The sequence below is a fragment of the Gilliamella sp. ESL0443 genome (assembly GCF_019469165.1).
GTDB classification, from domain to species: Bacteria; Pseudomonadota; Gammaproteobacteria; order Enterobacterales; family Orbaceae; genus Gilliamella; species Gilliamella apicola_E.
In genome coordinates, this window is the sequence record NZ_CP048263.1 from 1,141,067 (window position 1) to 1,165,722 (window position 24,656).

The 24,656-nt window shown below is 32.6% G+C and carries 21 protein-coding genes and 2 tRNA genes; 6 read left to right on the forward strand and 17 right to left on the reverse strand.

Annotated features, from left to right (window positions below; translation table 11 throughout):
* Positions 1–192 precede the first annotated feature (192 nt).
* Positions 193–708: an endonuclease V gene (locus GYM76_RS05235; RefSeq protein ID WP_220226144.1), complete on the forward strand. Its 516-nt coding sequence runs from the start codon at positions 193–195 to the stop codon at positions 706–708.
* 182 nt (positions 709–890) lie between these two features.
* Here GYM76_RS05235 and aroD read toward each other — a convergent pair whose 3' ends face one another.
* The 6 genes from aroD to erpA form a co-directional block, all read right to left on the reverse strand.
* On the reverse strand, positions 891–1,655 hold the full coding sequence (aroD, locus tag GYM76_RS05240) for a type I 3-dehydroquinate dehydratase (protein WP_220226145.1): 765 nt from the start codon (positions 1,653–1,655) through the stop codon (positions 891–893).
* A gap of 95 nt (positions 1,656–1,750) precedes the next feature.
* Complete coding sequence (locus GYM76_RS05245) at positions 1,751–2,623, reverse strand: shikimate dehydrogenase (protein ID WP_220226146.1); 873 nt, start codon at positions 2,621–2,623, stop codon at positions 1,751–1,753.
* 500 nt (positions 2,624–3,123) lie between these two features.
* Positions 3,124–4,320, reverse strand: a complete 1,197-nt coding sequence (locus GYM76_RS05250) for an MFS transporter (RefSeq protein ID WP_220226147.1) — start codon at positions 4,318–4,320, stop codon at positions 3,124–3,126.
* A 304-nt stretch (positions 4,321–4,624) separates the two neighbouring features.
* A tRNA-Gly gene (locus GYM76_RS05255) sits at positions 4,625–4,700 on the reverse strand.
* A 22-nt stretch (positions 4,701–4,722) separates the two neighbouring features.
* Positions 4,723–4,810 (reverse strand) — tRNA-Leu (locus tag GYM76_RS05260).
* 194 nt (positions 4,811–5,004) lie between these two features.
* On the reverse strand, positions 5,005–5,343 hold the full coding sequence (erpA, locus tag GYM76_RS05265; protein ID WP_065734199.1) for an iron-sulfur cluster insertion protein ErpA: 339 nt from the start codon (positions 5,341–5,343) through the stop codon (positions 5,005–5,007).
* Positions 5,344–5,501: 158 nt separating this feature from the next.
* Here erpA and hemL point away from each other — a divergent pair, with 158 nt between their 5' ends.
* Both hemL and bcp read left to right on the forward strand, forming a co-directional pair.
* Entirely contained in the window at positions 5,502–6,794 is a 1,293-nt protein-coding gene (hemL, locus tag GYM76_RS05270; protein ID WP_220226148.1) for a glutamate-1-semialdehyde 2,1-aminomutase, read from the forward strand.
* Positions 6,795–6,863: 69 nt separating this feature from the next.
* The gene (gene bcp / locus GYM76_RS05275) at positions 6,864–7,337 is read left to right on the forward strand and encodes a thioredoxin-dependent thiol peroxidase (RefSeq protein WP_065562491.1); all 474 of its coding nucleotides are present in this window, start codon (positions 6,864–6,866) and stop codon (positions 7,335–7,337) included.
* A gap of 30 nt (positions 7,338–7,367) precedes the next feature.
* On the opposite strand, the gene GYM76_RS05280 is transcribed toward bcp, so the two are convergent.
* Positions 7,368–8,453 (reverse strand): AI-2E family transporter, encoded by a 1,086-nt coding sequence (locus GYM76_RS05280; RefSeq protein ID WP_220226149.1) that lies wholly within the window; start codon positions 8,451–8,453, stop codon positions 7,368–7,370.
* Positions 8,454–8,486: 33 nt separating this feature from the next.
* The gene (locus tag GYM76_RS05285; protein WP_220226150.1) at positions 8,487–10,004 is read right to left on the reverse strand and encodes a helicase HerA-like C-terminal domain-containing protein; all 1,518 of its coding nucleotides are present in this window, start codon (positions 10,002–10,004) and stop codon (positions 8,487–8,489) included.
* 102 nt (positions 10,005–10,106) lie between these two features.
* Here GYM76_RS05285 and GYM76_RS05290 point away from each other — a divergent pair, with 102 nt between their 5' ends.
* Positions 10,107–10,322: a YdcH family protein gene (locus tag GYM76_RS05290; RefSeq protein ID WP_065562488.1), complete on the forward strand. Its 216-nt coding sequence runs from the start codon at positions 10,107–10,109 to the stop codon at positions 10,320–10,322.
* A 372-nt stretch (positions 10,323–10,694) separates the two neighbouring features.
* Here GYM76_RS05290 and mgtA read toward each other — a convergent pair whose 3' ends face one another.
* Positions 10,695–13,403: a magnesium-translocating P-type ATPase gene (gene mgtA, locus GYM76_RS05295; RefSeq protein WP_065734202.1), complete on the reverse strand. Its 2,709-nt coding sequence runs from the start codon at positions 13,401–13,403 to the stop codon at positions 10,695–10,697.
* Between the two features lie 685 nt (positions 13,404–14,088).
* Here mgtA and GYM76_RS05300 point away from each other — a divergent pair.
* A complete protein-coding gene (locus GYM76_RS05300) occupies positions 14,089–14,778 on the forward strand; it encodes a hypothetical protein (RefSeq protein ID WP_220226151.1) in 690 nt (229 codons plus the stop codon).
* Between the two features lie 77 nt (positions 14,779–14,855).
* On the opposite strand, the gene GYM76_RS05305 is transcribed toward GYM76_RS05300, so the two are convergent.
* The 8 genes from GYM76_RS05305 to hutW all read right to left on the reverse strand — a co-directional run bounded on the left by GYM76_RS05305 (position 14,856) and on the right by hutW (position 23,045).
* The gene (locus tag GYM76_RS05305) at positions 14,856–16,748 is read right to left on the reverse strand and encodes a DNA topoisomerase III (protein ID WP_065562485.1); all 1,893 of its coding nucleotides are present in this window, start codon (positions 16,746–16,748) and stop codon (positions 14,856–14,858) included.
* A 15-nt stretch (positions 16,749–16,763) separates the two neighbouring features.
* A complete protein-coding gene (locus GYM76_RS05310; RefSeq protein WP_220226152.1) occupies positions 16,764–17,531 on the reverse strand; it encodes a GNAT family N-acetyltransferase in 768 nt (255 codons plus the stop codon).
* 36 nt (positions 17,532–17,567) lie between these two features.
* Positions 17,568–18,572, reverse strand: a complete 1,005-nt coding sequence (gene zntB / locus GYM76_RS05315; RefSeq protein ID WP_220226153.1) for a zinc transporter ZntB — start codon at positions 18,570–18,572, stop codon at positions 17,568–17,570.
* A 77-nt stretch (positions 18,573–18,649) separates the two neighbouring features.
* Complete coding sequence (locus tag GYM76_RS05320) at positions 18,650–19,423, reverse strand: heme ABC transporter ATP-binding protein (protein ID WP_220226154.1); 774 nt, start codon at positions 19,421–19,423, stop codon at positions 18,650–18,652.
* 16 nt (positions 19,424–19,439) lie between these two features.
* On the reverse strand, positions 19,440–20,426 hold the full coding sequence (locus tag GYM76_RS05325) for an iron ABC transporter permease (RefSeq protein WP_220226155.1): 987 nt from the start codon (positions 20,424–20,426) through the stop codon (positions 19,440–19,442).
* A gap of 23 nt (positions 20,427–20,449) precedes the next feature.
* A complete protein-coding gene (locus tag GYM76_RS05330) occupies positions 20,450–21,088 on the reverse strand; it encodes an NAD(P)H-binding protein (protein ID WP_065734206.1) in 639 nt (212 codons plus the stop codon).
* Between the two features lie 17 nt (positions 21,089–21,105).
* Positions 21,106–21,606 (reverse strand): heme utilization cystosolic carrier protein HutX, encoded by a 501-nt coding sequence (gene hutX / locus GYM76_RS05335; protein WP_065562481.1) that lies wholly within the window; start codon positions 21,604–21,606, stop codon positions 21,106–21,108.
* 11 nt (positions 21,607–21,617) lie between these two features.
* Positions 21,618–23,045: a heme anaerobic degradation radical SAM methyltransferase ChuW/HutW gene (gene hutW, locus GYM76_RS05340; RefSeq protein WP_370632590.1), complete on the reverse strand. Its 1,428-nt coding sequence runs from the start codon at positions 23,043–23,045 to the stop codon at positions 21,618–21,620.
* Between the two features lie 750 nt (positions 23,046–23,795).
* Between hutW and GYM76_RS05345 the strand changes: the two genes are divergently transcribed.
* On the forward strand, positions 23,796–24,647 hold the full coding sequence (locus GYM76_RS05345; RefSeq protein ID WP_220226157.1) for a hemin ABC transporter substrate-binding protein: 852 nt from the start codon (positions 23,796–23,798) through the stop codon (positions 24,645–24,647).
* Positions 24,648–24,656 lie beyond the last annotated feature (9 nt).

Below are 24,656 nucleotides of genomic sequence, written 5' to 3' on the forward strand. Positions count from 1 at the left end.
CTGCCTCCAAGTGTAGATCCAATCTAAACGACCATTGCTTAGCTATCTGGTCTAATCGGATAAATAAAAGATGTATTACGAATTAACTAAATTTTTATTTATTTGAAATCAATGACTACTTGTTTTTTAATAGAGATTAGAAAGTTTAATACGAGAACATTGTTATTCTACTCCAAAAAGGATTTTAAAAAAATGATACTTGCAATAGATGTTTACTATTTAAATGATAAAGCAAAAACTGTTGGCATTTTATTTGAGCAATTTACTGATGGTATCAATGAGATAAAATCTGTTATCAATGATTATCAATCGAATGTTCTGCCTTATCAATCAGGCCAATTTTATAAACGTGAATTACCTTGTATATTAGCATTATTGTCTCAGGTTGATCTCAATTCGATTGATGTGATTATAGTCGATGGTTATGTTCATTTGAATGGTGGTAATCTTGGTTTAGGTGGTCATCTTTATGAAGCACTGGATAAAAAGATACCTATTATCGGCGTTGCAAAAAAATCTTTTACAGATAATAAACAATATGCCATTGAAGTAATGCGTGGTAAAAGTAATAATCCAATCTATATAACATCATTAGGAATGTTACTTAAAGAGGCAGCAAATCATATTCAATCAATGGCCGGCAAATATCGCATACCAGATTTACTGACCTATTTGGATCAACAAACTAAGTTGTTTAAATTCGAATAATACAATAAAAATGGTTAAACAGGTTTATGTTATTAATTCACCAAAATACTATTGATATAGATTTTAATATAGTCTTCATATTAGTCATTTAATATTAATAATTTGCACCAAAGAGTTTATATATTGAATATCTTTCGTTTATCTTTTTTTAACTTAAGTTGTTTATTAAAACGCTAGAATTTTTAAGCCAAACTTTTATGTAATATATTTAAGATGTTTCTTAGATCTTTTACATCTAGCTGACCTGGTGCAGATGCATTTTTTGCTGCACCAAAAGTGAGGTCTGACCCAAAAGTTTCACCTGCAATTCGGCTAATCGCACCTGTTCCAGCCATTGCCATAGTAATTAGTGGTTTACGTGCATATTTGTCTTTCATTTCAGCTGTTGCAGCAAGTAAGTTAATTACATCTTCACGCGAACGTGGCATTACGGCAATTTTAGGAATATCTACACCAAGATCCTGCATTTTGCGTAATCTTGCTACAATTTCATCTTTTGGCGGAGTCTTATCAAAGTCATGATTGGAGGCTATCACTAAAACGTTATGCTGATGAGCTAACTGGACAATTTCTTCAACATATTTGTCACCAGTGAAAACTTCGATATCGACAAGATCAATTAAACCACTTTTTATCATCTGTTTATTAAGGTTGATATAAAATTCAATCGTAGCAGGATAAACTCCGCCTTCATTAGCGGTACGGAATGTAAATAAAATGGGTTTGTAGCCAATGATTGTTTGTAATTTATTTGCTGTTTGTTTTACTTTTTCAACATCATCAACTTTTTGAAAATGGTCTACTCTCCATTCAACCATATCAAAGTCAATTTTTGTCAAAAATTCAGCTTCATTAACTAATTCTTCTTCTGTTTTTCCTACAATTGGAACAATGATTTTAGGCGCTCCAACACCAATATCTAAACCTTTAACAGTAATTCTTGACATCTCTCCACCAATTAATCTTTTCTACTCTCTTAATTTAAATTACTGAGAGTATAGTCTATATTTATAAATAATTTTAATAAGTTAACTAAAATTTTTTAGTCATTAAAGCCCATTTTTTCTTTAACATAATCAATTGGAGCTTCTTTTCCTGTCCAAATTTTAATTTGTGCATGACCTTGCCATAACATCATACCTATACCGTTTAACGTTTTACAACCTTGCGATTCAGCTATTTCTAATAATTTTGTTTTACGTGGACTGTAAATACAATCGGTTACGACGAGATCTTTTCTTAGCATAGTTGGATCGGTAATTAAGCTTTTTCCTTCTGACGGCTTCATACCAATACCAGTAGCATTGCATAATACTGCACTTTCAGCAATTTCCTGACGTAATTTTGAGTGATCAGCTAAATCATAAACTACTGCTTCACAGTCAGTTTTTGCATTTATTCGGTTAACTATTTCTACAATTTTGTCAAAGCATTCATCTTTTTGATTAAAAATTGAAATCTTTTTAACACCATCTAATGCGGCTTGTACGGCAATAGCACTTGCAGCACCGCCTCCGCCAAGTAATGTCAACTTTTTACCTATAACATCAACACCCGCCTCTTTTAATGAGCGCATATATCCTATTCCATCAGTATTATATCCGGTTAATACTCCATCATCATTTGAAATGGTATTACAGGCTCCAATAAGCTCTACTGCTGGTGTTAATTTATCTAAATATTGGCACACGAGTTGTTTATTCGGCATTGAAACAGCACTACCGCGTAAACCTAATGCACGTAAGCCTTTTATAGCATCAGGTAATTTTTCTTGCGTCACTTCAAAAGCTAAATAGACATAGGGAATATCTAATTTAGAGTAAATTATATTTTGCATTTTTGGTGATAAGCTGTGCCGAATTGGATATGCCATTAATCCAATTAATAAAAAGTGTCCATCAATATTAGCTCTCATGCTTCTCTCCAATTATTAATGATTAAAATTCAGCGAGTTTTTTAAGTAATCTTTTCGTATCTTATAGATACATTTTTGCTCGTTCAATTGGAGAATGACTCAATAAAAATTCATCATCATTACGCTAAATTGAAATTGGCATTTCATGTAAAGATTTTAGTAATGTTATTACCTCAATACCACCTCGCTCGGTGATAATTGATAATTCTTGCTTAATAAAGTAACTCCTAACTGTTATTAAGCTTTTCTCAAATTATATAATCGCATTTGATAATTCTTAGATGTTTTTTCAAACCTAGGATTAATACTAAAAACACCAACATTAAGCCATAAAAAACACGAAAATCAGCGATAAATACTTTCCAGTATTATTTTGATGTTTAAGATAACTTTCTAAAAATTCTAGGCTTACTAATTTACCATTTTTTTTACTTTAAATTACTTATCATCGTAAAGCACCTTATCGTGATATGGTGCTTTTTTAGTATTGCTGAAAGTCATTAAATTTTATTCATATCAATAACTTTTTTGAAACGTGAATAAACAATTAATCCTAATATTACACTTGATAATGCAACAACTAGATCGACTAAAATAGCATAGCTAACATTGATTAATGCTAACTTAGGGACTATTAGTGGAATGACAATAAATGATAAACCACTGAAAGTATACATTGTTCCAACTGCAAACCCTTTACGATCAGGAAATAGCTGCTGCATAACAACTAAGGTGAGTTGTAATATACCTCCTGCTGCTGTTAATCCCATTCCTATTGCCACAATTAAACTCATTGTAGGATTAAGATTAAATAAAAACATTAATAAAGTTAATGCAGAAAGTAACGGCAATATAATAATGCAATAAATTGGTTTTATGAATTTTTTAACAATATAGGCTGTTGTAAACACAGAAATTATTGATGCAGTACTATAATAACTGATCAATTGTTTAGAAGCGATTGGTTCCATTCCTATACCTTTCTCTGCAATCGCAGGTAGCCATTGTAAAATGATGACAAAGGTTGCAGTGGTGGTGAAGCCCATAATGATTAATAAAATACCTTCAAAGAAAATATTCGGCTTTCCAATGAAGTAGTCACTATGGCCTTCATTGCCACAAATAACTGTATTTTTGGAAGGAAATTTTCTTGGCGCTAAAAGTAAAAAATTAATAATGATAAAAGTAACAAAACCGATGAAAGCATAACCATACCATAAATCATAAGCATGAAAGAATGTAACAATAAATGGTAAGACTAACGTTCCTATTGAAATAAATGCTTTAATTAAAACACTTGCAGTACCTGCCGAACGAGGAAAGCATTCGGTTAAAGCAGGCATGGAGCCGGTATCTAAAAATGAGTTTCCAGCACCAATAAACATAGCCAAACAAAATGCAACATGTATATTGTGACAAAAGAGAGTCCCAACAAAAAAGATAATATAACAAGACATGCCCATAAGGATAAATGGTTTGCGTCCAAATTTATCAGATAGTATTCCGCCAATAAACATTAATAATATTTTTCCATATCCTATCCCTGATGCAACGTAACCAATACCTATAACATCATCAGTTTTTAATTGTGCAGAAATTTCGACAGAAAATTGCATAATTACTATTAAAGCAATACTTTGAATAATGTAATTAGCATAGATAGAGCCAGCTATCGAATATGAGTTGTGATTACTCATTAGTTAATACTCCAATACAAATTTAAAAATCTTATAAAATTAACTGGCTCAATATTAGCGGTAAAAGTATCTGAATAAAAGGAAAAATAATCTTTGAAATAGTTTTATTAATTAATTATTGTTAATTTAGATAAATTTTTTAAATAATCATCTCAGAATTGAAATTGGAGGAGCATTTTTTAAAAGATTATAAAAAATTGAATATTTCTAGCTATGAAAAAAATCTAGATAGTTTATTTGTAATACGAATTGAGTAATGAATTTCAATGATAAATTTGATTGAGGATAATGATTGAAAAAAAATTGGAGCGGGAAACGAGGTTCGAACTCGCGACCTCAACCTTGGCAAGGTTGCGCTCTACCAACTGAGCTATTCCCGCTTACAAAAAAAAGTGTTTTTAATGGTGCCCGGGGCGAGACTTGAACTCGCACGGCCAAAAAGGCCGAGGGATTTTAAATCCCTTGTGTCTACCGATTTCACCACCCGGGCTCAAAACTTATTACCGAAAGGTAACTGCGTTTTGGATGCTGTGCATTTTACCTATCTTAAAATTTACGTCAATAAAAAAATTAAAATAATTGTCTAACTGCTCAATGTTTGTCACATTTAAGGAAATTTTAATCAATTCCCTTAAAATTTGGATTTAATATAAATAAAAATTTTGGCTAATGTTTTGTTACTAATTAGACGCTGAAAGATGATCCACAACCACAGGTTGTAGTTGCGTTTGGGTTATCAACAACAAAACGAGAACCCTGCAATCCTTCAATATAGTCTATAGTGCCTCCAACAAGATATTGTAAACTCATAGGGTCAATAATAAGTGAGACACCATTTTTTTCGATCGCCAGATCATCTTCATTTACTTTTTCATCAAATGTGAAACCATACTGGAATCCACTACAACCACCACCAGTGATATAGACTCTTAATTTAAGATTTGGATTTTCTTCTTCCGTTACTAAAGTTTTTACCTTGTTTGCAGCAGCATCAGTAAAATTAATGGGTAACGCATCGCTCATTTTATTCTCCTACTTTAAGTACTAATATATTATATACTCTTGAAAAAATAAAATACAAAATGAAAACATCAATTAGTTAAATTTGTAATAGCTTGCTTGAATTTAAGTTAATTTTATGAATAAATACGACAACAATTACTATAAAGAAGACCATAATTATGCTTAAAACATTTAAATCTGAAATACTTTACCGCGAAGCAATGGCTTTTATGCCAGGTGGTGTTAATTCACCTGTACGTGCTTTTAATGGAGTTGGTGGTACGCCATTATTTATAGAGAAAGCTAATGGTGCTTATATTTATGATGTTGATGAAAAAGCTTATATTGATTATGTCGGATCTTGGGGACCTATGATTTTAGGTCATAATGACCCTGATGTTGCCAATGCAGTTATTAACGCTGTTCGTAATGGTTTGAGTTATGGTGCGCCAACCGAAATCGAAACAAAAATGGCTAACCTAGTTACACAATTAATTCCATCAATAGAAATGTTACGTATGGTGAATTCAGGCACTGAGGCAACTATGAGTGCAATTCGCCTTGCACGAGGCTATACAGGACGTGACAAAATAATCAAATTTGAAGGTTGTTACCATGGACATGCTGACTATTTGCTTGTTAAAGCCGGTTCTGGCGCGCTCACTTTTGGACACCCTACTTCACCGGGTGTGCCTGAGGATTTTGTTAAACATACATTAGTTTGTGATTATAACGATTTAGAATCAGTAAAAAAACAATTTGAGCTATATCCTAATGAAATTGCTGCAATTATTATTGAACCTGTGGCAGGCAATATGAATTGTGTCCCAGCTAAAAAATCGTTCTTACAAGGATTAAGAAGCTTGTGTGATACTTACGGGGCTTTATTAATTATTGATGAGGTGATGACTGGGTTTAGGGTTGCACTTGGCGGAGCTCAAGAATATTATGATTTAGTTCCTGATTTGACTTGCTTAGGTAAGATTATAGGTGGCGGTATGCCTGTAGGTGCTTTTGGCGGGCGTGCTGAAATTATGCAACAATTAGCACCAACTGGACCAATTTATCAAGCAGGAACACTTTCAGGGAATCCTGTTGCTATGGCAGCGGGTTATGCCACGTTGACAAAGTTAATGGATGTTGGTATTTATTCAGAGTTAGAAGAAAAAACTGCCTCACTAGTTAATGGCCTATATGCAGAAGCAAAACGATATAATATTCCGTTTGTGGTTAATCATGCAGGAGGAATGTTTGGATTTTTCTTTACAAATGCTCTAGAAGTGAGCAGTTATAAGGATGTAATGAATTGTGATGTTGAATTATTCAAGAAATTCTATCATCATATGCTCGCCGAAGGGGTTTACTTTGCGCCTTCAGCTTTCGAAGCAGGTTTCATGTCACTTATGCACACAGATAAAGAAATCGATCATACGATTGATGCAGCAAGTCGTTTTTTTAAAAACATAAGTTAATTTGATAAAATATAGTAAATTATACCCATAGCGATTAAAATTTTAACTATTAACATAGGTAATAAATTTATGGTTAATCCTTTAAAAGAAGGTGAAAAAGCACCTCAATTTTCTCTGCCTGATCAGGATGGTGAGCTAATTAGTTCAAAAGATTTCAAAGGTCAGCGTATTTTGCTCTATTTCTATCCGAAAGCGATGACTCCTGGTTGTACAGTACAAGCTTGCAATTTACGAGACAGTGCTGACGATTTTAAGAAATATAATGTAGTTGTTATTGGTATTAGTACGGATAAACCTGAAAAGCTATCGCGTTTTGTTGATAAAGAATTGTTGAATTTTACTCTACTTTCAGATGAGGATCATAAAACCTCTGAAGCGTTTGGTGTTTGGGGCGAAAAAGAGTTTATGGGAAAAACTTATGACGGTATCCATCGTATAAGCTTTTTGATTGGTAAAGATGGTAAGATCGAGAAAGTCTTTGATGACTTCAAAACGACCAACCATCACACTGTGGTTTTAGATTATCTTAAGAACCATAGTTAACACTTCTAATTAAAGCAGATTATATTTTCATTAATCTGCTTTTTTTCCATTTTTAATATTATTAATTTCTTCAAGATTTGGCCAAGCATTTATAATCGCTTTAACTAAAGTTGCTAACGGTATAGCAAAAAATACGCCCCAAAATCCCCATAACCCGCCAAAAATGATAACAGCTACAATAATCACTAAAGGATGCAAGTTAAGTTTTTCAGAGAAAAGATAAGGAACCAATAAATTGCCATCAAGAGCCTGAATAAGGATATAAAAGAACATTAAATATCCAAATTGTGCAGTAACCCCCCATTGGAAAAGTGCAATTAGGACAATAGGGATACTTGAAATAATAATACCAATGTAAGGAATAAGTACTGAAACACCAACTAACACTGCTAACAATAATCCATAATCTAAACCAAAATACCAAAATGGAATATAGACACAGGCAGTTAAAATAATGATGTGTAAAACATTACCGACTATGTAATTAGATATTTGTTGATCCATCTCTGTAGCTACTTTGTTTAATATTGTTCGATTTTTTGGTAATATTTTCGAACAATATCCCCATATCTTAGATTTATCTTTCAATAAGAAAAACATAATAATCGGAACTAATACCGCATTTATAGCAACAGAAACTAAGCTAAACAGTGAGCTAATTGAAAACTGGAGCAATGAGTTACCTGTTTGCATAACTTTATTAGTTATACCTTGGAGTATTGAGTCAAATAGACCAACATCGATAAGCTCCGGATAATGTTCAGGCAATGATGTGATGAATTTATTTACAAAATTCAACATATTTGGGATATTTGTTATTAAACTAACACCTTGTTGCCAAATCAATGGTAACAAAATCATAATTCCGGTTAAGCCGACAAACATAAATACAAATAGTACAATAACAACAGCTAATGTGTGAGGAACTCTCTTTTGTTGTAAATACTTAACCGGTCTATCTAGTAGATAAGATAAAACAATAGCAATCAAAATAGGCAGTAAAATTTTATTGAAAAAATAGATGATAAAAAATAAAACAATGATAACAATCATTAACGAAACCACATGAGGATCGCTAAAGCGTTTTTTGTACCATTCAATAAACAATTTTAACATCTATAACTCCTTTTTGTAGTTTATTAATCTAACCTATTTTTTGAAACCACCCAAGATTCCTCGAGTAATTTGTCTTCCAATTTGATTTACCATCTGTCTAGTCGCACTTTTAGCAACACTTTGTACGATACCGTCATGCTGTCCACCTTTTGGGCCGGTTCTACCAAAAATAAGTGAACTTAAAAAGTCCATTATACCACCATGTTCCTCTTTATCAGATGGATTCTGATTGGAATCAGTTTCTATTGAATTTTGACTATTTTCAGTATTTATACTAAAACCCTGTTTAAGTTTTTCGTAGGCTGATTCGCGATCGATGGTTTTTGAATATTTATCATAAAAGCGAGATTTTTGAATAATCGTCAACTGTTTTTCTATATCCATAGGCCCCATTTTTGATTCTGGCGCTATTATCATTCCGCGTTGAACAATATTAGGGCGCCCCTTTTCATCTAGAAATGAAATTAAAGCCTCTCCTACCCCAAGCTCCATAATAGCTTTTTCAGTGTTAAAATTTGGGTTAGCTCGCATGGTTTGAGCTGCCACTTTGACTGCTTTTTGATCTTTAGGTGTAAATGCTCGTAAAGCGTGCTGCACTCGATTCCCCAATTGACCAAGGATAGTTTCTGGAATATCGGTTGGGCTTTGTGTAGCAAAATAAATCCCCACTCCTTTAGAACGAATAAGGCGAACAACTTGTTCGATTTTTTCTAATAATGCGGGAGAAATATCATTAAAAAGTAAATGTGCTTCGTCAAAGAAAAAAACAAGTTTTGGTTTATCAAGGTCACCTACTTCTGGTAAATGCTCGAATAGTTCTGATAATAACCAAAGTAAAAATACTGAATATAATTTTGGTGAATTATATAATTTACTGGCAGATAAAATATTAATAACACCACGACCATCAGCATTAGTTTGCATTAAATCATGTATATCAAACATCGGCTCACCTAGAAAGAATTCAGCACCTTGCTGTTCTAAAGTAAGCAATCCACGTTGAATAGCACCAATAGTTGTTAAACTTATATTGCCATATTGGGTAGTAAATTTTTTAGCGTTATCACCAATAAATTGGATGAATGTTCTTAAATCCTTAAAGTCTAGTAATAATAATCCATTATCATCGGCAATTTTAAAAACTAATTGTAGAACGCCAGATTGAATGTCATTGAGATTTAATAATCGACCTAATAATATAGGACCTATATCGGAAACTGTACTGCGAACGGGAATACCATTTTCACCAAATACATCCCATATTTCTAAAGGAGAAGAATTAGGAAGCCAATCTTTTACACCAATACTTTCTAGCCGTGCTTTTAATTTTTCAGATAATAGGCCATTTTCCCCTAAACCGGTCAAATCACCTTTTACATCAGCAAGAAACACGGGTACACCAATCTGCGAGAATTTTTCCGCTATCTTTTGTAGGGTTACGGTCTTACCTGTACCTGTTGCACCGGTAATTAAACCATGGCGATTAGCCAACGATGCAAGGATGTATAAATCATTACCTTCACTTTTTGCAATAACGATCTTTTCATTCATAGACATCTCCCATTCAAAAATTGCTATTAAAACAATTGAGAATATTGTAAGCTGAATTATTGTTAACTGCTATTATTTTAATTAATCTTATAAGGAGGCTGTATGTTTCCAGAATACCGTGATTTAATCTCTAAACTAAAAAACTCAGATTTACATTTCCAAAAATTATTTGATGAGCACAATGAGCTCGATCAAAAAATTAAAAATATCGAGTCTGGTATTGCAATTGATACTTCGGAAACGATTGAAAGTCTAAAAAAACTGAAGCTAAAATTAAAAGATGAACTTTACGAAATTTTGAAAAAAGCTTCTAAATAACTCATCAAATATAAGCTTATAAAGCTTTATTGTGTTATAAAACCCCAAGCTGTGGGGTTTAATTTTATAGCAATTTTTTGCAAATCATTTATAGAAAGTTATTTATTAACTTTCTCTTGTTCTTTTTTCAGTTTGCGATGTTTGATTAGTGTAATTAAATTTTTGTGTGGGGTTTTCATTTTTTACTCCTCTTATTGTTATTTATAGGCTCCTTAAAAACATTTCTAAAAAGCTCGATTATTTATACAAATATTATTATCAATTATATTTATCAAATGTGTACTCATCACTACTATAACACACTAGTTCAATATTTATACTTCTTTAGTTAATGATGTAAGCAACATCGTCACTTACATCAATTTTGTTATTTTAGAACCATTGTCCAAAGCGTTTTATGTAAATCCTTTTCATTATTTGAGCAACCACACAGTAACTTAATAATGTTGCAACTAACCATGGAAAATAGGACCATGGTAATGGTTGAAGACCAATTAGGCTACCTATTGGTGAAAAAGGAATATAAATACCCACCGCCATAATTAGCATAGTCATTACTATTACTGGGAATGCCGCGGTACTTTGTATAAATGGTATTTTCTGAGTCCTTAGCATATGTACAACTAAAGTTTGTGATAACAATCCTTCGATAAACCAACCTGAGTGAAACAATGATTCAGCTGCAACACTATTAGCACCAAAAACAAACCACATCAATGCATATGTTGTTATGTCAAAAATAGAGGATGTTGGTCCAATCCAGATCATAAAACGTCCAATATTTTGTGCATCCCATTTACGAGGTTTTTGTAAAAACTCTTCATCCATCTTATCCCAAGGTAATGATAATTGTGAGATATCATATAATAAGTTTTGGATAAGCAAATGAATCGCAAGCATTGGTAAAAATGGTAGAAATGCACTAGCCACTAATACAGAGAAGATGTTACCAAAGTTAGAACTTGCGGTCATATTTAGGTATTTCATAATATTACCGAAAGTTTCGCGTCCGCAAATTACACCTTCTTCTAATACAAGTAAGCTTTTTTCAAGCAAAATGATATCAGCTGATTCTTTAGCGATATCAGTAGCGGTGTCCACTGAAATACCAACATCTGCATCTCTCAACGCTGGCGCATCATTAATACCATCACCTAAAAATCCAACAGTATGACCATTACTTTGTAACAATCTAATGATTCGAGATTTTTGTAATGGAGTCAACTTAGCAAAAATAGTGCGTTGCTCAATTTGCTCTTTTAACTCAGCGTCACTCATTTTTTCAATGTCGTTACCAAGTAAAGGTATACCCGGTTCTAAGCCAACTTCTCGGCATACTTTAATCGTGATGATTTCATTGTCACCAGTTAGAACTTTAACGCCAACACCATGTTCATTCAATGCAGAAATAGCTTCATAAGCACTCTCTTTAGGTGGATCTAAGAAAGTCAAAAAACCACGAATGGCTAATGATTTTTCATCTTGGACACTATATTGAGCTTTAGTTTGTGATGCTGAAATATCTTTTACACCTACTGCTAACACTCTAAATCCATCTTTATTATAATTGTGTGCAAGTTCAATCAATGCTTGTTTACGATTTTCGTCTAACGGTAAGTATTCGCCGTTTTCATAAACAAAATCTGAAATAGATAGCATTTCTTCAACTGCGCCTTTACAGATCATTAAATGATTTTCATCATTGCCTTGTACAACAACCGATAAACGACGGCGAACAAAATCAAACGGTAATTCATCAATTTTTTTATAAAGACCAACACCCACTTTTTTAACACTGGTTTTTTCTTCAGCAAAACGAATGATCGCTTTATCCATCAAGTTTTTCATTCCACTTTGATAGTAACTATTGAGCCAGGCCAGTTGTAAAACAGATGGATCAATCTGCCCATTAATGTCTAAGTGATGTTCTAAAATGATTTTATCTTGTGTTAAAGTACCTGTTTTATCAGTACATAAAATGTCCATCGCGCCAAAGTTTTGAATAGCATTCAAACGTTTTACCACAACTTTTCGTTTTGCCATGCCAACAGCACCTTTAGCTAGATTTGCACTAACAATCATCGGTAACATTTCAGGCGTCAAACCAACAGCAACAGCTAATGCAAATAATGTTGCTTCCCCCCAATCGCCTTTGGTAAATCCATTTATTAGTAATACAATCGGAACCATCACTAACATAAAGCGAATTAGTAACCAACTTACGCTATTTACACCGCGATCAAATGAGGTTTCGGCTCTTGAACCCACTATTGATTTTGCTAATGAACCAAAATGTGTATCAGCACCTGTTGCAACAACAATAGCTTTAGCTGTTCCACTCACTACATTGGTGCCCATAAAACAAATATTGTTTACATCAAGTACATTGTCCTTATCAATTTTTGAAGAATCTATCTCTTCTGTCGTTTTTTGCGATACCGCACCTAAGGTGTCATATTTTTCAACTGGAATTGATTCACCGGTTAACACCGCTTGACTCACAAATAAATCTCGCGATTCGATTAAACGAATATCGGCAGGAATCATGTCCCCAGCTGATAAAAACACAATATCTCCAGGAACGATATCGCTTAAAGGAACTTCAATATGCTCAGTTGGCATATTTTTATTACGACGACGTAGAACTGTGGCTGTAGTTCGGATCATTGACTTTAATGCTTCAGCAGCTTTATTTGAACGAAACTCCTGCCAAAAACGCAATAATCCACTAAGTGTTACCATGGTTAAAATGATAATAATTCCAGTTAGATCTGTCTCTTCACCGTTTTGTAATGGCAACCAGTAATCAGTAAAAAAACTTACCAGTGCTAATATTAATAGTACAAATATAAATGGGTTCTTAAAAGCTAAAAGTAACTGGACAAAAGCTGATGGCACTTTTTCTCGAGCCACTTCATTTTTACCATACTGTTCCAATCGAGATTTTACATTTTCTTGAGTTAACCCCGAAAGACTTGATTGAAATTTAGACAAAATGCTATCTAAGCTATTCTGAGCTTCTTCAAGTGCTTTTATGTTTAAAGTATTATCTGTCTTTACTTGAGATGTTTTTTTAATCATAGTTTGTACCTATCTATTTTTCAGGCAAAAGGAACCCGCTCTTAGTTAACGTTAAACTAGGAGTTATTAAGTTCTTATCGACTAAAATTTAAACGTAAAGCAATAACTAACCATTGCAGTTAAGGCTTAACATGAAATAAAAATATTAAAAATAATATTAATTAAAAGTTAGATACAACTAGGTGGCTCTAAATGCTTATCTGTCAGATATAACACTCGCAAAAGTGCTTTATGAGCACAAAGGTATTTTGAATTTGTGTGATAGCGTGTAGAAAACTGCATATCGTTCACCGTTACCGTTTTTATCAATTTCGGCTTGTGAACTGAAAAAATAACTATTTAGACAGGTTCATTAACCGATAATGATGTGTTTGAATTTATCTCCCCATAGTTTGGGGTGACCCGATTGACTGTCCATATTTCTCCTGTAAATTGAACTCATCACTTTGTATTTCAACTTTTCTTAAACCTCATTTTTAACCATCTCTTATCGTTAAAAAAGTAAGAAAAGCTCAAAGGCGAGCACTTTATACGCTTTTGCATTCAAGAAGTCAACCGATTACTTGTAATAAAGTTGCAATTGATTAAAAACACCACTACTAGGATGATGAAATGTAGAATTAATACCCGTTTTACATAATATCAGTTACAATTAACCAATTGTTAACAACACTGGTTAAATTGGATGGATATTACTCAATTGTTGCAAGATAATTGGTTTAATTTATTTATTATCTTCGCTCTATCAATTATTGGCTTTATTTATAAAAGAAACACACCTAATAATTACTTTGACAATATTATTAGATATACAGATATATTAGAAAAAGTACCTCAACCTAGTTATCAAAAAGATTATTTAAACAATATCAAGAAAAAACTGATTTGGGAAAAAGTTTGTTTTTATAAACCAGGCAATATTAACAAAGAAAGAATTGCTATTTCTGTTGTTAATGCAGATATTCATAATGTTATTGAATTGAGTCAATTAAATCAATTAACTCAATATTTCGGTATTGAAAAAAACCGTATTACATTTCTTAGACCTTTTTTAATTAAAGACGTGATTTTAACTGCTGCTGTTAGTCTGTTTACCTTTTTTATGGTTATATATAATCTCCATACTATTTTCAAATCAGAATGGATTATTAATGTCATTATTTCTGTATTGACGATTTTTGTTCTAATAATCATTATTGCGCAATTTGCTAAAGGACCATTAAAAAGATTAAATAGTTACCGCATCATTTTAAAGGATAAACAATTTTTAATTAGAGCAAATAAAGTATTTGCTAAAATCCTCGATGAAAATAGACCAATTGAGACAATCTCAAGAGAAATTGACAAAAAAGAGTCTACGGATTTAGAAGAATAATTATTATTTAGATTTTATTATTAGACAGGACAATAAATAATAAAAAAACTATTTATTGTCCTTTTGGTAATAGAAATTTATGATTGAATTTTCAATCTTGAATTTTTTAACTGTTCAACTAATGTAAGCAAAGACGAATTTAATTGATACATAAATTGTTGATAACTGAATTCTTTTTTACTAATTTCTTCAAGCTGCAACTCCCAATGTGCAGTCATATCTGGCATTGAAACACTTTCCGGTAATGATAAAATCAAGTTTTGGCCTACCTTCGTTGAACGAATTGATTTACCTTGACGCGTTAAAAATTGACGTTTAAATAAAAGCTCAATAATACCAGCTCTTGTTGCCTCAGTACCTAATCCATCAGTTTCGCGTAATATTTTTTTTATCTCAGGATCTTTAACAAATCTAGCTATACCTGTCATTGCAGAAAGTAAAGTCGCATCCGTAAATGGTCTTGGAGGTTGAGTTTCTTTACTGAGTAATTCGGTATCAATACATAGGACTGATTCGCCTTTTTTAACTAATTTAGTTAATAAACCATTATTCTCACTATTATCGGTATCGTTCTCTGCTTGATAATTTTTACTTCTAAACAGTACTTTCCAGCCTTCGTCCAACATTTGATTGGCTTTAGAGATAAATTTACCACCATTGATATCAACATCAATCTGTAACTCAGCATATTTATAAGCTGGATAAAATTGTGCTAAGTATTGTGTAGCAATCACTTGATAGACGGCTAACTCATTACTAGATAAACTTTCGGCTCTCACTTTACGCAATGTTGGAATAATAGCGTGGTGAGCCTCAACTTTTTTATCATTCCAAGCTTTAGAACGTAAAGTGAAATCAGCATTATTAATTGCAAGTTGTAACGCAGAACAATTGTTTTCAATCGCAGATTTTACACCATTAATTTGTGTTAAGTGCTCTTCAGGCAAAAAACGGCAATCTGAACGAGGATAGGTAATTAATTTATGTTTTTCATATAATGATTGGCAAATATCAAGCACATCTTGTGCACTTAGACCATTTCGTTTTGCCATTTCAATTTGCAAAGCCGATAAATTAAATGGCATAGGTGGTGCAAGTTCTTTCTTTTTATTACTTACTTTATCAATAGTGCCTGTCTGATCTTTAATTCGTTGACAAACGTTTTCTGCTAAACCTTTAACTAAAACCCTGCCCTCTTCATCTTGATAAGGTTCACATGCCTCGCTTGGTTGCCATTTGGCCTTGAAGGTTTCGTTATCCTTGGTTTGTAATATGGCATAAACTTCATAAAATGGTTTAGGAACAAATTGCGCTATCTCTAAATCTCGTCTAACCACTAATCCTAAAATCGGTGTTTGTACGCGCCCAATAGAAAGTACACCACGATAACCGCTTCGTTGCCCCACAAGAGTACAAACACGACTCATATTCATCCCATATAACCAATCAGCTCTTGCTCTTGCTAAAGCAGAAGTAGATAATGGGATAAAATCTTGATTACTACGTAATTGCTCAAGTGATTTTTCAACAGCGCTAGCATTCAAATCGCTGATTAAACAACGTTGAATAGTTTTCCGCTTTTCTGGTGGTAACTGGCAATAGTTAAGTACTTCATCAACTAATAATTGCCCTTCTCTATCTGGGTCACCCGCATGTACAATTTGTTCAGCTGATTTAATCAATTCAACTAAGGTGTTAAATTGTTTTTCGGTACTATTTTTGGGTATCAATATCCATTTTGCAGGAACAATGGGTAGATCGTCTAAAACCCATTTTTTATAGCGTTCATCATATATTTCAGGTGTTGCTTGTTCTAATAAGTGCCCAATACACCAGCTAACAATATCACCATTACTGGCTTTGATAAATCCATTTCCCTTTTGGTGGGGTTTAGGCAAAACATCAGCAATAGCTCTAGCTAAGCTCGGTTTTTCGGCAATAAATAGACGATAAGGTTCTTTAGATTGCATAATAATTAGTGTTAATCATAAATTCCAAACGACATAAGCATTATAGGGTTGATTTAAAATATAACCCAACTCAGTAGCAAGCTTTAAAGAGGGCTTGTTGTGAGCATCCCAGTTAGGTGTTATTTGACGATCTAGGCAAGCTAAAATTAACTTTGCCGAACTAATTAATGCAAGTCCTTTTCGTCTTTCCTCAACTATTGTATCGACTTCAATGTCGATACTATTATTATATGCTAAATAAGATGATGCACCAGAAACAATAACATTATCTTTTAAAATAATAAATCCCAATCCTGATTTTTCAAAATCCAAGTATGAGTTAAAGTTTTTACACAAGTCTTTAGCCCATTCAAGATTGAGAATTTGCTGATAATACTTTTCATCAATAGCTTTTAATTGATAGTTTTCAGGTAATTTTGAGATAATTAATTGTAGTTTCTGAATATCAAATTCTGTAGGAGTATAAAAACTATAACGTGTAATTTTTTCATAATTGTTGCGATATATATTTTCAATTAAATTTTGCCAGGTTTTATCAATAGGGATAAGAATTGCATAATCATCACTATATACTTTTGGAATATAGTGAAGCATTTGCTGGTTCGGTTGACCTGCTAAAAAAAAGAAGCAACCAAGATTAATTACTACTGATGTAGGCCGCAATAAATCATCAGCATATGCAAAACCGATATTTCCTTCCCAATAAGCTTGAATAATTGTTTGAGTTGTATTTTGAAATAATGATTCAATATCTTTTTTATTAATAATTTTATCAAAATACATCAATATATTTCCTTTTTCATATTTAAGCTTAATTTTTTACCACCATTTTTTTAGCTTAAGCCATACCACTGAAAGTATACTGATCAGAATTAATAGGAATATTAACCCTATAAAAGACCACTCTTTTTCATTGAACGGAATGCCGGCCAAATTAACACCAAGCAAACTAGTGATAAAAGTAATTGGTGTAAAAATGATGGTAAACAAGGACATTAAATAAATACGTTTATTCGTCGATTCGGCCAAAATGCTATTAATTTGTTCCATAACGGAACCAATTCTAATCAAACAACTATCAATTTCAGAGACATAGTGATTTTGTTGGCTAGAAATGTCATGCAATCGCTGGCGATCATTGTCATCAATCCAAGATATTCTTTCAGTCGAAATTTTGACAAATATATCGCGCTGTGGGGAAAGTAAACGACGTAATATAAAAAGTTGTTTACGAACTCTTCCAATTTCCTTGTGAGAAAAAATCCGTTGATTTAATAATAGATCTTCCAATTTGATGATTTTATTGTGAACCCCATCAAAAGATAAATTAACTTGATCACAAATTAATTCAGAAAGTTGAATTAGCCAATCAGCAACATCTACAGGGCCAATACCTTTTTCTAAATTTTCTTTTAATTTGATGATGGCATCAATTTTTTGGTGCCTAGTTGATATTATAAAATTATCAGTTATATAAAATCGGAAAGTGACGATAGGATCAGGTAGCTCATTAGGTGTAAAATTAACACCTTTAAGTACGACTAAAATGCCTGTATCAAAGCGAATTTCTTTAGGAAACTGATTGGGTTTAATCAATTCATTTTTGACAAGATCTGGAATTAAATTTGTTTGGTTAATCCAATTGATTGTTTCGCTTTTAGCAAAATCAAGATGTATCCAATAAGGTTGTGAAATTGAAGCTTCACTTTTATCATTTAAAGGGTTGGCTTTGCCCTTCCCATCCAATTGACAACTAAAGACAGGGTGTGCTGCAAGTAGATCTGAAACCAGAATAGAATTATTACTATTTTCGTTAATCATCATCAGCCCCAATTGTTAAGTTTGCTTAATTATATACTCATTTTGAACGAAAATGGAGCGGATGATATTAGATTTATCCTTTAGGGATTTAAATAGATTTGAGGTATTGATGAATGTTTAGGGTGATTATAAATACCTAATTCAACACCATACCATCGATTGATATTTTCAACAGTTAATACTTCAGATGGTACGCCTTGTTCTACAATTTTTCCTTGGTTAACAAGAATAATTTTATCAGCATACAAAGCAGCTAAATTGAGATCATGTAAGATGCAACATACTGCTAATTTCTGCTTAATAGCTAACTGCTTTAATAATCTTAAAGTATGTTGTTGATGATAAAGATCAAGTGCAGAGGTAGGTTCATCTAAAAATAATAATTTTTCATTAGATTGCGGTTGCCACAATTGAGCTAAGACTCTAGCTAATTGAACTCTTTGCTGTTCTCCTCCGGATAAACCTCTATAATCTCGGTCAGCAAATTGTAAACAATCAGTTTGTATCATCACTTCGTGAATTGATTCATCAAAATGTATTTTGCCATAAGGAGCTCGTCCCATTGCTATTACTTCTTTTACTTTAAAAGGAAAAGTAAGTTGGCTTTGTTGAAGCATAACTGTTCTTATTTTTGCTAATTGTTTTTGTGGCCACTGTGATAATGGTTTATCTAATAGATAACATTCACCAGATAATGGTTTTTGATAACCTGTTAGTAAACGCAATAAAGTGGACTTACCTGCGCCATTAGGACCTATGATAATTACAATTTCGCCTGAATTTATTGATAAAGATACATCATTAATTATCATTCGACGACCATAACCAAATGTTAAATTTTTAGCGGTTAACACAATAAATCTCCATCAGTTATTTATGTCTCAGAATAAGCCAAAGAAAATACGGACCACCAATTAGGCTGGTTAAAAGACCGACAGGAATTTCAGTTGGAGCAACTAATGTTCTAGCTAAAGTATCAGCTAATAAAAGTAAACAAGCACCACCTAATGCAGAGCCAGGTATTAGCCATTTATGGTTTGCACCGACTTGTAAACGAATCATGTGAGGTACAACTAATCCAACAAAAGCAATAATGCCACTCACTGCAACAGAAGTACCAATCAGTACAGCACTAAGTAATAATAGATAGCGTTTAGTGCGTTCAACATTGATACCTAAATAATGAGCATCTTCATCCCCCAGCTGTAATATGTTGAGATGATGAGCAAGTTTAATAACACATAATAACGTAGGTAAAATTAAAGAAATGGATACAATGACCAGGTCCCAAGAGCCTTTTCCTAAATGTCCCATTGACCATAACGAAAGTTGACGTAATTGAGATTCATCACTAATGTAACTGAGTCCTCCCAATATTGATCCAATGATGGCATTAATTGCGACCCCTAACAAAATCATTTTAGCTAAATTACATTGTTCATTAAGACTATAGAGGTATATAAGAATACAGATAGATAAACTACCAGCAAATGCAGCAATCATTTTTCCGTAAAGCATCATAATCGGAGGAAAAACGGCAGGAAATAATATCGATATACCTACCATTAGGCTTGCACCACTACTAATACCTAATAAACCAGGATCAGCTAAAGGGTTTCTGAATAATCCTTGCATAACAGCACCAGAAGTGGCTAATGCCATACCGACCACTACAGCAAGTATAATTCTGGGTAATCGAATGTTACACCAAATATTCCATAATGGATCATCAAATGACATATTAATTAATTGCGTAAAAGATAATTTTAATGCTCCAGAGTTTGCCGAATAGACAATTAAAATTAAAAGTAAAGCAAATAATCCCACTAACAATATTTGTTGACTAGATTTTCGCACCGATTAACCTCATATTTTTAATACTAATAACTCACCGCTAAGCTTGGGTCAACAACACTATATGCTCGGTTATCAAATTGTTGATTAGCAATTTTATCAATGATTATTCTGGCTAATTCTTTGCGATATACAAAACCATGAACTTCCTTAGCGAAATAACATTCACCGCGATTGGTTGTTTCTCCATCTCGTAAACCACCTGGTCTTAAGATCACATAATTTAATGAGCTGGTTTGTAACCAAATTTCAGCTAGTGATTTTTCTCGAACCGCATTACCAAATGCTTGCTTAGCTCGTAAGGATAATGTTGACCATGAATCACCACAACCAAGCGAGGTCACTAATATCATTTGTTTAATTCCAACCTGTTCTGCGCAATCAATGATAATGCGCTGAGCAATGTAATTACCCGTTTCTCCACCTAAAGTTGAAATTACTGTCGCGTCACTACCGTTTTGTTGACATATCTGTTTCACTAATTCAACGTCAGTTGCATCGCCAACATGAGTTTCAATACCTTGTTCAGATAATTGTTTTGCAAAATCGGCATCACGAACTAATACAATACAACGCCACTCAGGGTGGCATTGTTTGATTAATTGAGATACTTGATAACCAGTTCCTAGCTTTGAACTTACACCAAAAATAATTACTGTTTTCATTTTATTGTTTCTTAAAATTAATTGATTTTTTTTGCTAAAGCTCTAAATTTTTCAAGTTGTTCTGCTTTTAATTGATGTTTTTCATCACGCCCAACAAAAATTTTAAACATTGATTGACCTAAATGATTAAGGAATATAATAGAAGCAGTCGACATTTTCATAAATTTTCTTTCAATAAATGCAATATATTGGCAATGTTCTGCTTTTATGTGACCACTTAACCCTTTTTGATGGCGTAAGTTAAAGTATTTTTGGCTATGAGTTCCAGGAGGCAATTCACCTGAAATTTCAGCAATAATGTCACCAGTATGAACTAAAAACAATACGTCACCCCAAGTTGTTACTTCTTCCCAAATTGTATCAAAGTTACTTCCATCTACGATTTTTGCATCAGGTATTGCTTGGATCACTTGCGTCATAGTGACTTTATGATCTTGGGCAATTTTCTCTAGTAATTCTTCAGGGTTAGATTGCATATAAGTTGCAAGACTATTTAAAAGGGTTTGTTTATCTGCCATAGTAATTTCCTTTAATTTTCTGTTTTTACTTGGATGTTTTGCATATGTGGGTGAGATTTAGGCATACCATTACCTTGTTGCATGGCTTGTCTAGCTTGTGCCATCTTGTTTTGTAATTCAATATGCTCAGGATTATTAAGCTGTAGTAAAAGCTGTTGCAAAGCTTGTACAATATTACTTGACCAAAAACGTCCCGATAAAGTCAATCGTAAACAACGATCTTCATTTTGTAGTAATCCTACTTCATGCCATTGCTTGATTAATGGATCAAATAATTCAGCTTGATTAGTAAGTTGCGTTAGATCAACACGCCCTTTTTCTATACCTGCTTGTAATTTATGCAGCCAGTCACCGAGTAATGGTTTACCGGTTAACATCATTAGGGGCTTTTTACCTTGATCTAATAAGGAATAATATTGATTTAAATCACGATGGATCATATATGATTGCCCGTCTAGCTTTCCACCAGCACAAGAACCAAATCCAAAAAAGTGTGAGCCTTGTTTGATTAAAAAATTGTATAAATTCCGTTCACGACTCGTTTTTGCCCAATGAGCATTGGTTAAATGAGTCCAACCCTGTCTATCTAAATATTTAGCTCCTTGATGATAAAAATCGCACTTATCAGTTACTGTTGGAATCTCTATTCTTTTATTTTCAACACCTTTAGCTAATGGCGTTGTTGGTAAAAGATTTAAGGAGTAAAGATCAACCCCGTCGAGAGGCAATTGATCGGCGATTTCTAAATCTCTTTGCCAAGTAACTGGAGTTTGATTAGGTAGTCCAAACATAAGGTCACAAACTAAAGCAACACTATCTCGTGCAGCAATACGTTCAAAACTTTTAATAATTTCCTTTTCAGAAGACTGGCGTCCTAATCGCTGTCTAATTTCGGTATTAAAGGTTTGAATACCTATCGAAAAACGGTTTGCCCCAGCCTCAATGTAACTATCAATTTTATCCTCATCGAAATCAGAAATTCGCCCTTCTACAGTAATTTCGCAGTCAGGTGCTAGAGGAGCATGTTTTTTTAGATAATTTATTACACGAGCTAATTGTCCTGCAGCTAAAGCTGAAGGTGTTCCACCTCCAAAATAAATAGCATGAATTGGCGCAGACTGCATCGCTTTATTGTTAATTTCTAGGAATATCTCTTGTAATAAGTAATCAATATAAGTGTTGGTATCAAATTTACGCAAAGGATTTTGATAAAATCCACAAAATTGACAATGAATATCACAAAAAGGAATATGTATATAAATTAGACGTTTTCTTCCAGATAAATCTGAATTTTGAACAATACTCCATTGTTGTTCCAATTCTTGAGGTGATACTGGTAAACTTGCTTGTAAAGGCATTACTGCCCAACGATCTTTAAAAGGTAAAACTGAGTTTGAAGCGTAAAACGCACTTACATCAAATGATTTCATAACATCCATTCATAAAAATAATCTCGGTGAATTAAATAATAATTATTATCATTTATCAATATTTTTTTAATTATTTTCTTATTTATCTATTTAAATCTGATTATTTTTTAAAATTTATGCTCAGTTTTCAAACTAAACGCTAGTATTTTCATAAAAAATTAGCAAATAAAAACCTTTTTTTAATAATGCTGATCGATTTATTGTATTGATTAGTAACTCGTGGAACCTTTATACAAATTGTATTTACATATTTTGCTAAAGATGAAATTACTATGGATAACATTATTGTTTCCCCAAATAAACGCTTATCTTGTATTGATATTTCGGTAATTTTAAGTCAATTTTATTTCTTAATTCCTTATAATATTTAGCATAATCGTTAATTTTCTTAAGTTATTTAATCAATCAAAACTTGATGATTAAGCGCAAAATGTGAAGCTAGTAAAATAGAATTACTCTATGAAAATATGAGTAAAATTATATTTAAGTTAAATAAACTGAAACAGAAATAAAAAGTACCAAAATTTCCCTACAAGATATCATTCTAATTTTCATATCCCCCAAAATATCAATATATTATTTTTGTAATAATTTGTTATAACATTATTATTTATTTAAATAAATTTTAATTTATCATTTATGCTTGATCAGTTTCTAATGCTTTACTATTAAATCCCCCAATATTTTATGTTGATAATGGTTATCATTTTCACTATATTATTCTTCCAAAATTGAAAACCATGGTAGGTAAATTAAATCATGAAGAAAAATTTTATAAAAAGGATTAGCCTATTTTTACTATTATTTAGTATCAACAGTCTTCTCAATTATAGTTCAGCAAATGAAAGAATTGTTATTGCTGGAGGATCTCTTACTGAAATTGTATTCGCACTAGGTGCTGGAGATGATGTCGTAGGTGTTGATAAAACAAGCAGTTATCCTGAGAAAGTTAAACAATTGCCACAAATCGGTTATTGGAAATTATTAAATATTGAAGGTGTTTTATCGCTTAGACCAACCTTGTTTATAACATTAAATGATGTAGAACCTGATAATGTTATCGAAAAAGTGTCTGAGTCAAAAGTAGATGTATTAGCATTAAGGCGTGTACCTGGTACAATTGAACTGTTATACGAAAATATCAATAAAATTGCATCTAAATTAAATAAACAAGAAGAAGGCGAAAAATTAATCAATAGAATTAAAGCCAATCTTGCCGACATTCAAGCCAAAATCGCAACTCACCCACAAAAAACAAAAGTTTTATCCCTAATGAGTATGAGTGGTTCAAATTCTGTAGCAGGTAAAAATACTACAATTGATGCATTAATTACTATCGCTGGTGGTGAAAATTTGGCAACGCATAATAGCTTCAAAAGTTACACTGCAGAATCAATTATAGCTATCAATCCAGAAGTTATCATTTTAAATAAATATTCGATTGATCAATTAGGTGGTTTAGACAAAGTCAATACTATTCCAGGTATTACTGAAACGAATGCATTTAAAAATAATCGTATTACGGTTATAGATGATAGTTACTTATTTGGAATCGGGCCAAGAGTTGATGAAGCAGCAAAATTGCTATTCCAAAGCTTTTACCCTGAATAAACTATTTTA

Excerpts from the sequence above, each read along its gene's own strand:
- GYM76_RS05235 (WP_220226144.1), top strand. The coding sequence starts at position 193 with ATGATACTTGCAATAGATGTTTACTATTTAAATGATAAAGCAAAAACT.
- aroD (WP_220226145.1), bottom strand. The coding sequence starts at position 1,655 with ATGTCAAGAATTACTGTTAAAGGTTTAGATATTGGTGTTGGAGCGCCT.
- GYM76_RS05245 (WP_220226146.1), bottom strand. The coding sequence starts at position 2,623 with ATGAGAGCTAATATTGATGGACACTTTTTATTAATTGGATTAATGGCA.
- GYM76_RS05250 (WP_220226147.1), bottom strand. The coding sequence starts at position 4,320 with ATGAGTAATCACAACTCATATTCGATAGCTGGCTCTATCTATGCTAAT.
- erpA (WP_065734199.1), bottom strand. The coding sequence starts at position 5,343 with ATGAGCGATGCGTTACCCATTAATTTTACTGATGCTGCTGCAAACAAG.
- hemL (WP_220226148.1), top strand. The coding sequence starts at position 5,502 with ATGCTTAAAACATTTAAATCTGAAATACTTTACCGCGAAGCAATGGCT.
- bcp (WP_065562491.1), top strand. The coding sequence starts at position 6,864 with ATGGTTAATCCTTTAAAAGAAGGTGAAAAAGCACCTCAATTTTCTCTG.
- GYM76_RS05280 (WP_220226149.1), bottom strand. The coding sequence starts at position 8,453 with ATGTTAAAATTGTTTATTGAATGGTACAAAAAACGCTTTAGCGATCCT.
- GYM76_RS05285 (WP_220226150.1), bottom strand. The coding sequence starts at position 10,004 with ATGAATGAAAAGATCGTTATTGCAAAAAGTGAAGGTAATGATTTATAC.
- GYM76_RS05290 (WP_065562488.1), top strand. The coding sequence starts at position 10,107 with ATGTTTCCAGAATACCGTGATTTAATCTCTAAACTAAAAAACTCAGAT.
- mgtA (WP_065734202.1), bottom strand. The coding sequence starts at position 13,403 with ATGATTAAAAAAACATCTCAAGTAAAGACAGATAATACTTTAAACATA.
- GYM76_RS05300 (WP_220226151.1), top strand. The coding sequence starts at position 14,089 with ATGGATATTACTCAATTGTTGCAAGATAATTGGTTTAATTTATTTATT.
- GYM76_RS05305 (WP_065562485.1), bottom strand. The coding sequence starts at position 16,748 with ATGCAATCTAAAGAACCTTATCGTCTATTTATTGCCGAAAAACCGAGC.
- GYM76_RS05310 (WP_220226152.1), bottom strand. The coding sequence starts at position 17,531 with ATGTATTTTGATAAAATTATTAATAAAAAAGATATTGAATCATTATTT.
- zntB (WP_220226153.1), bottom strand. The coding sequence starts at position 18,572 with ATGATGATTAACGAAAATAGTAATAATTCTATTCTGGTTTCAGATCTA.
- GYM76_RS05330 (WP_065734206.1), bottom strand. The coding sequence starts at position 21,088 with ATGAAAACAGTAATTATTTTTGGTGTAAGTTCAAAGCTAGGAACTGGT.
- hutX (WP_065562481.1), bottom strand. The coding sequence starts at position 21,606 with ATGGCAGATAAACAAACCCTTTTAAATAGTCTTGCAACTTATATGCAA.
- hutW (WP_370632590.1), bottom strand. The coding sequence starts at position 23,045 with ATGGATGTTATGAAATCATTTGATGTAAGTGCGTTTTACGCTTCAAAC.
- GYM76_RS05345 (WP_220226157.1), top strand. The coding sequence starts at position 23,796 with ATGAAGAAAAATTTTATAAAAAGGATTAGCCTATTTTTACTATTATTT.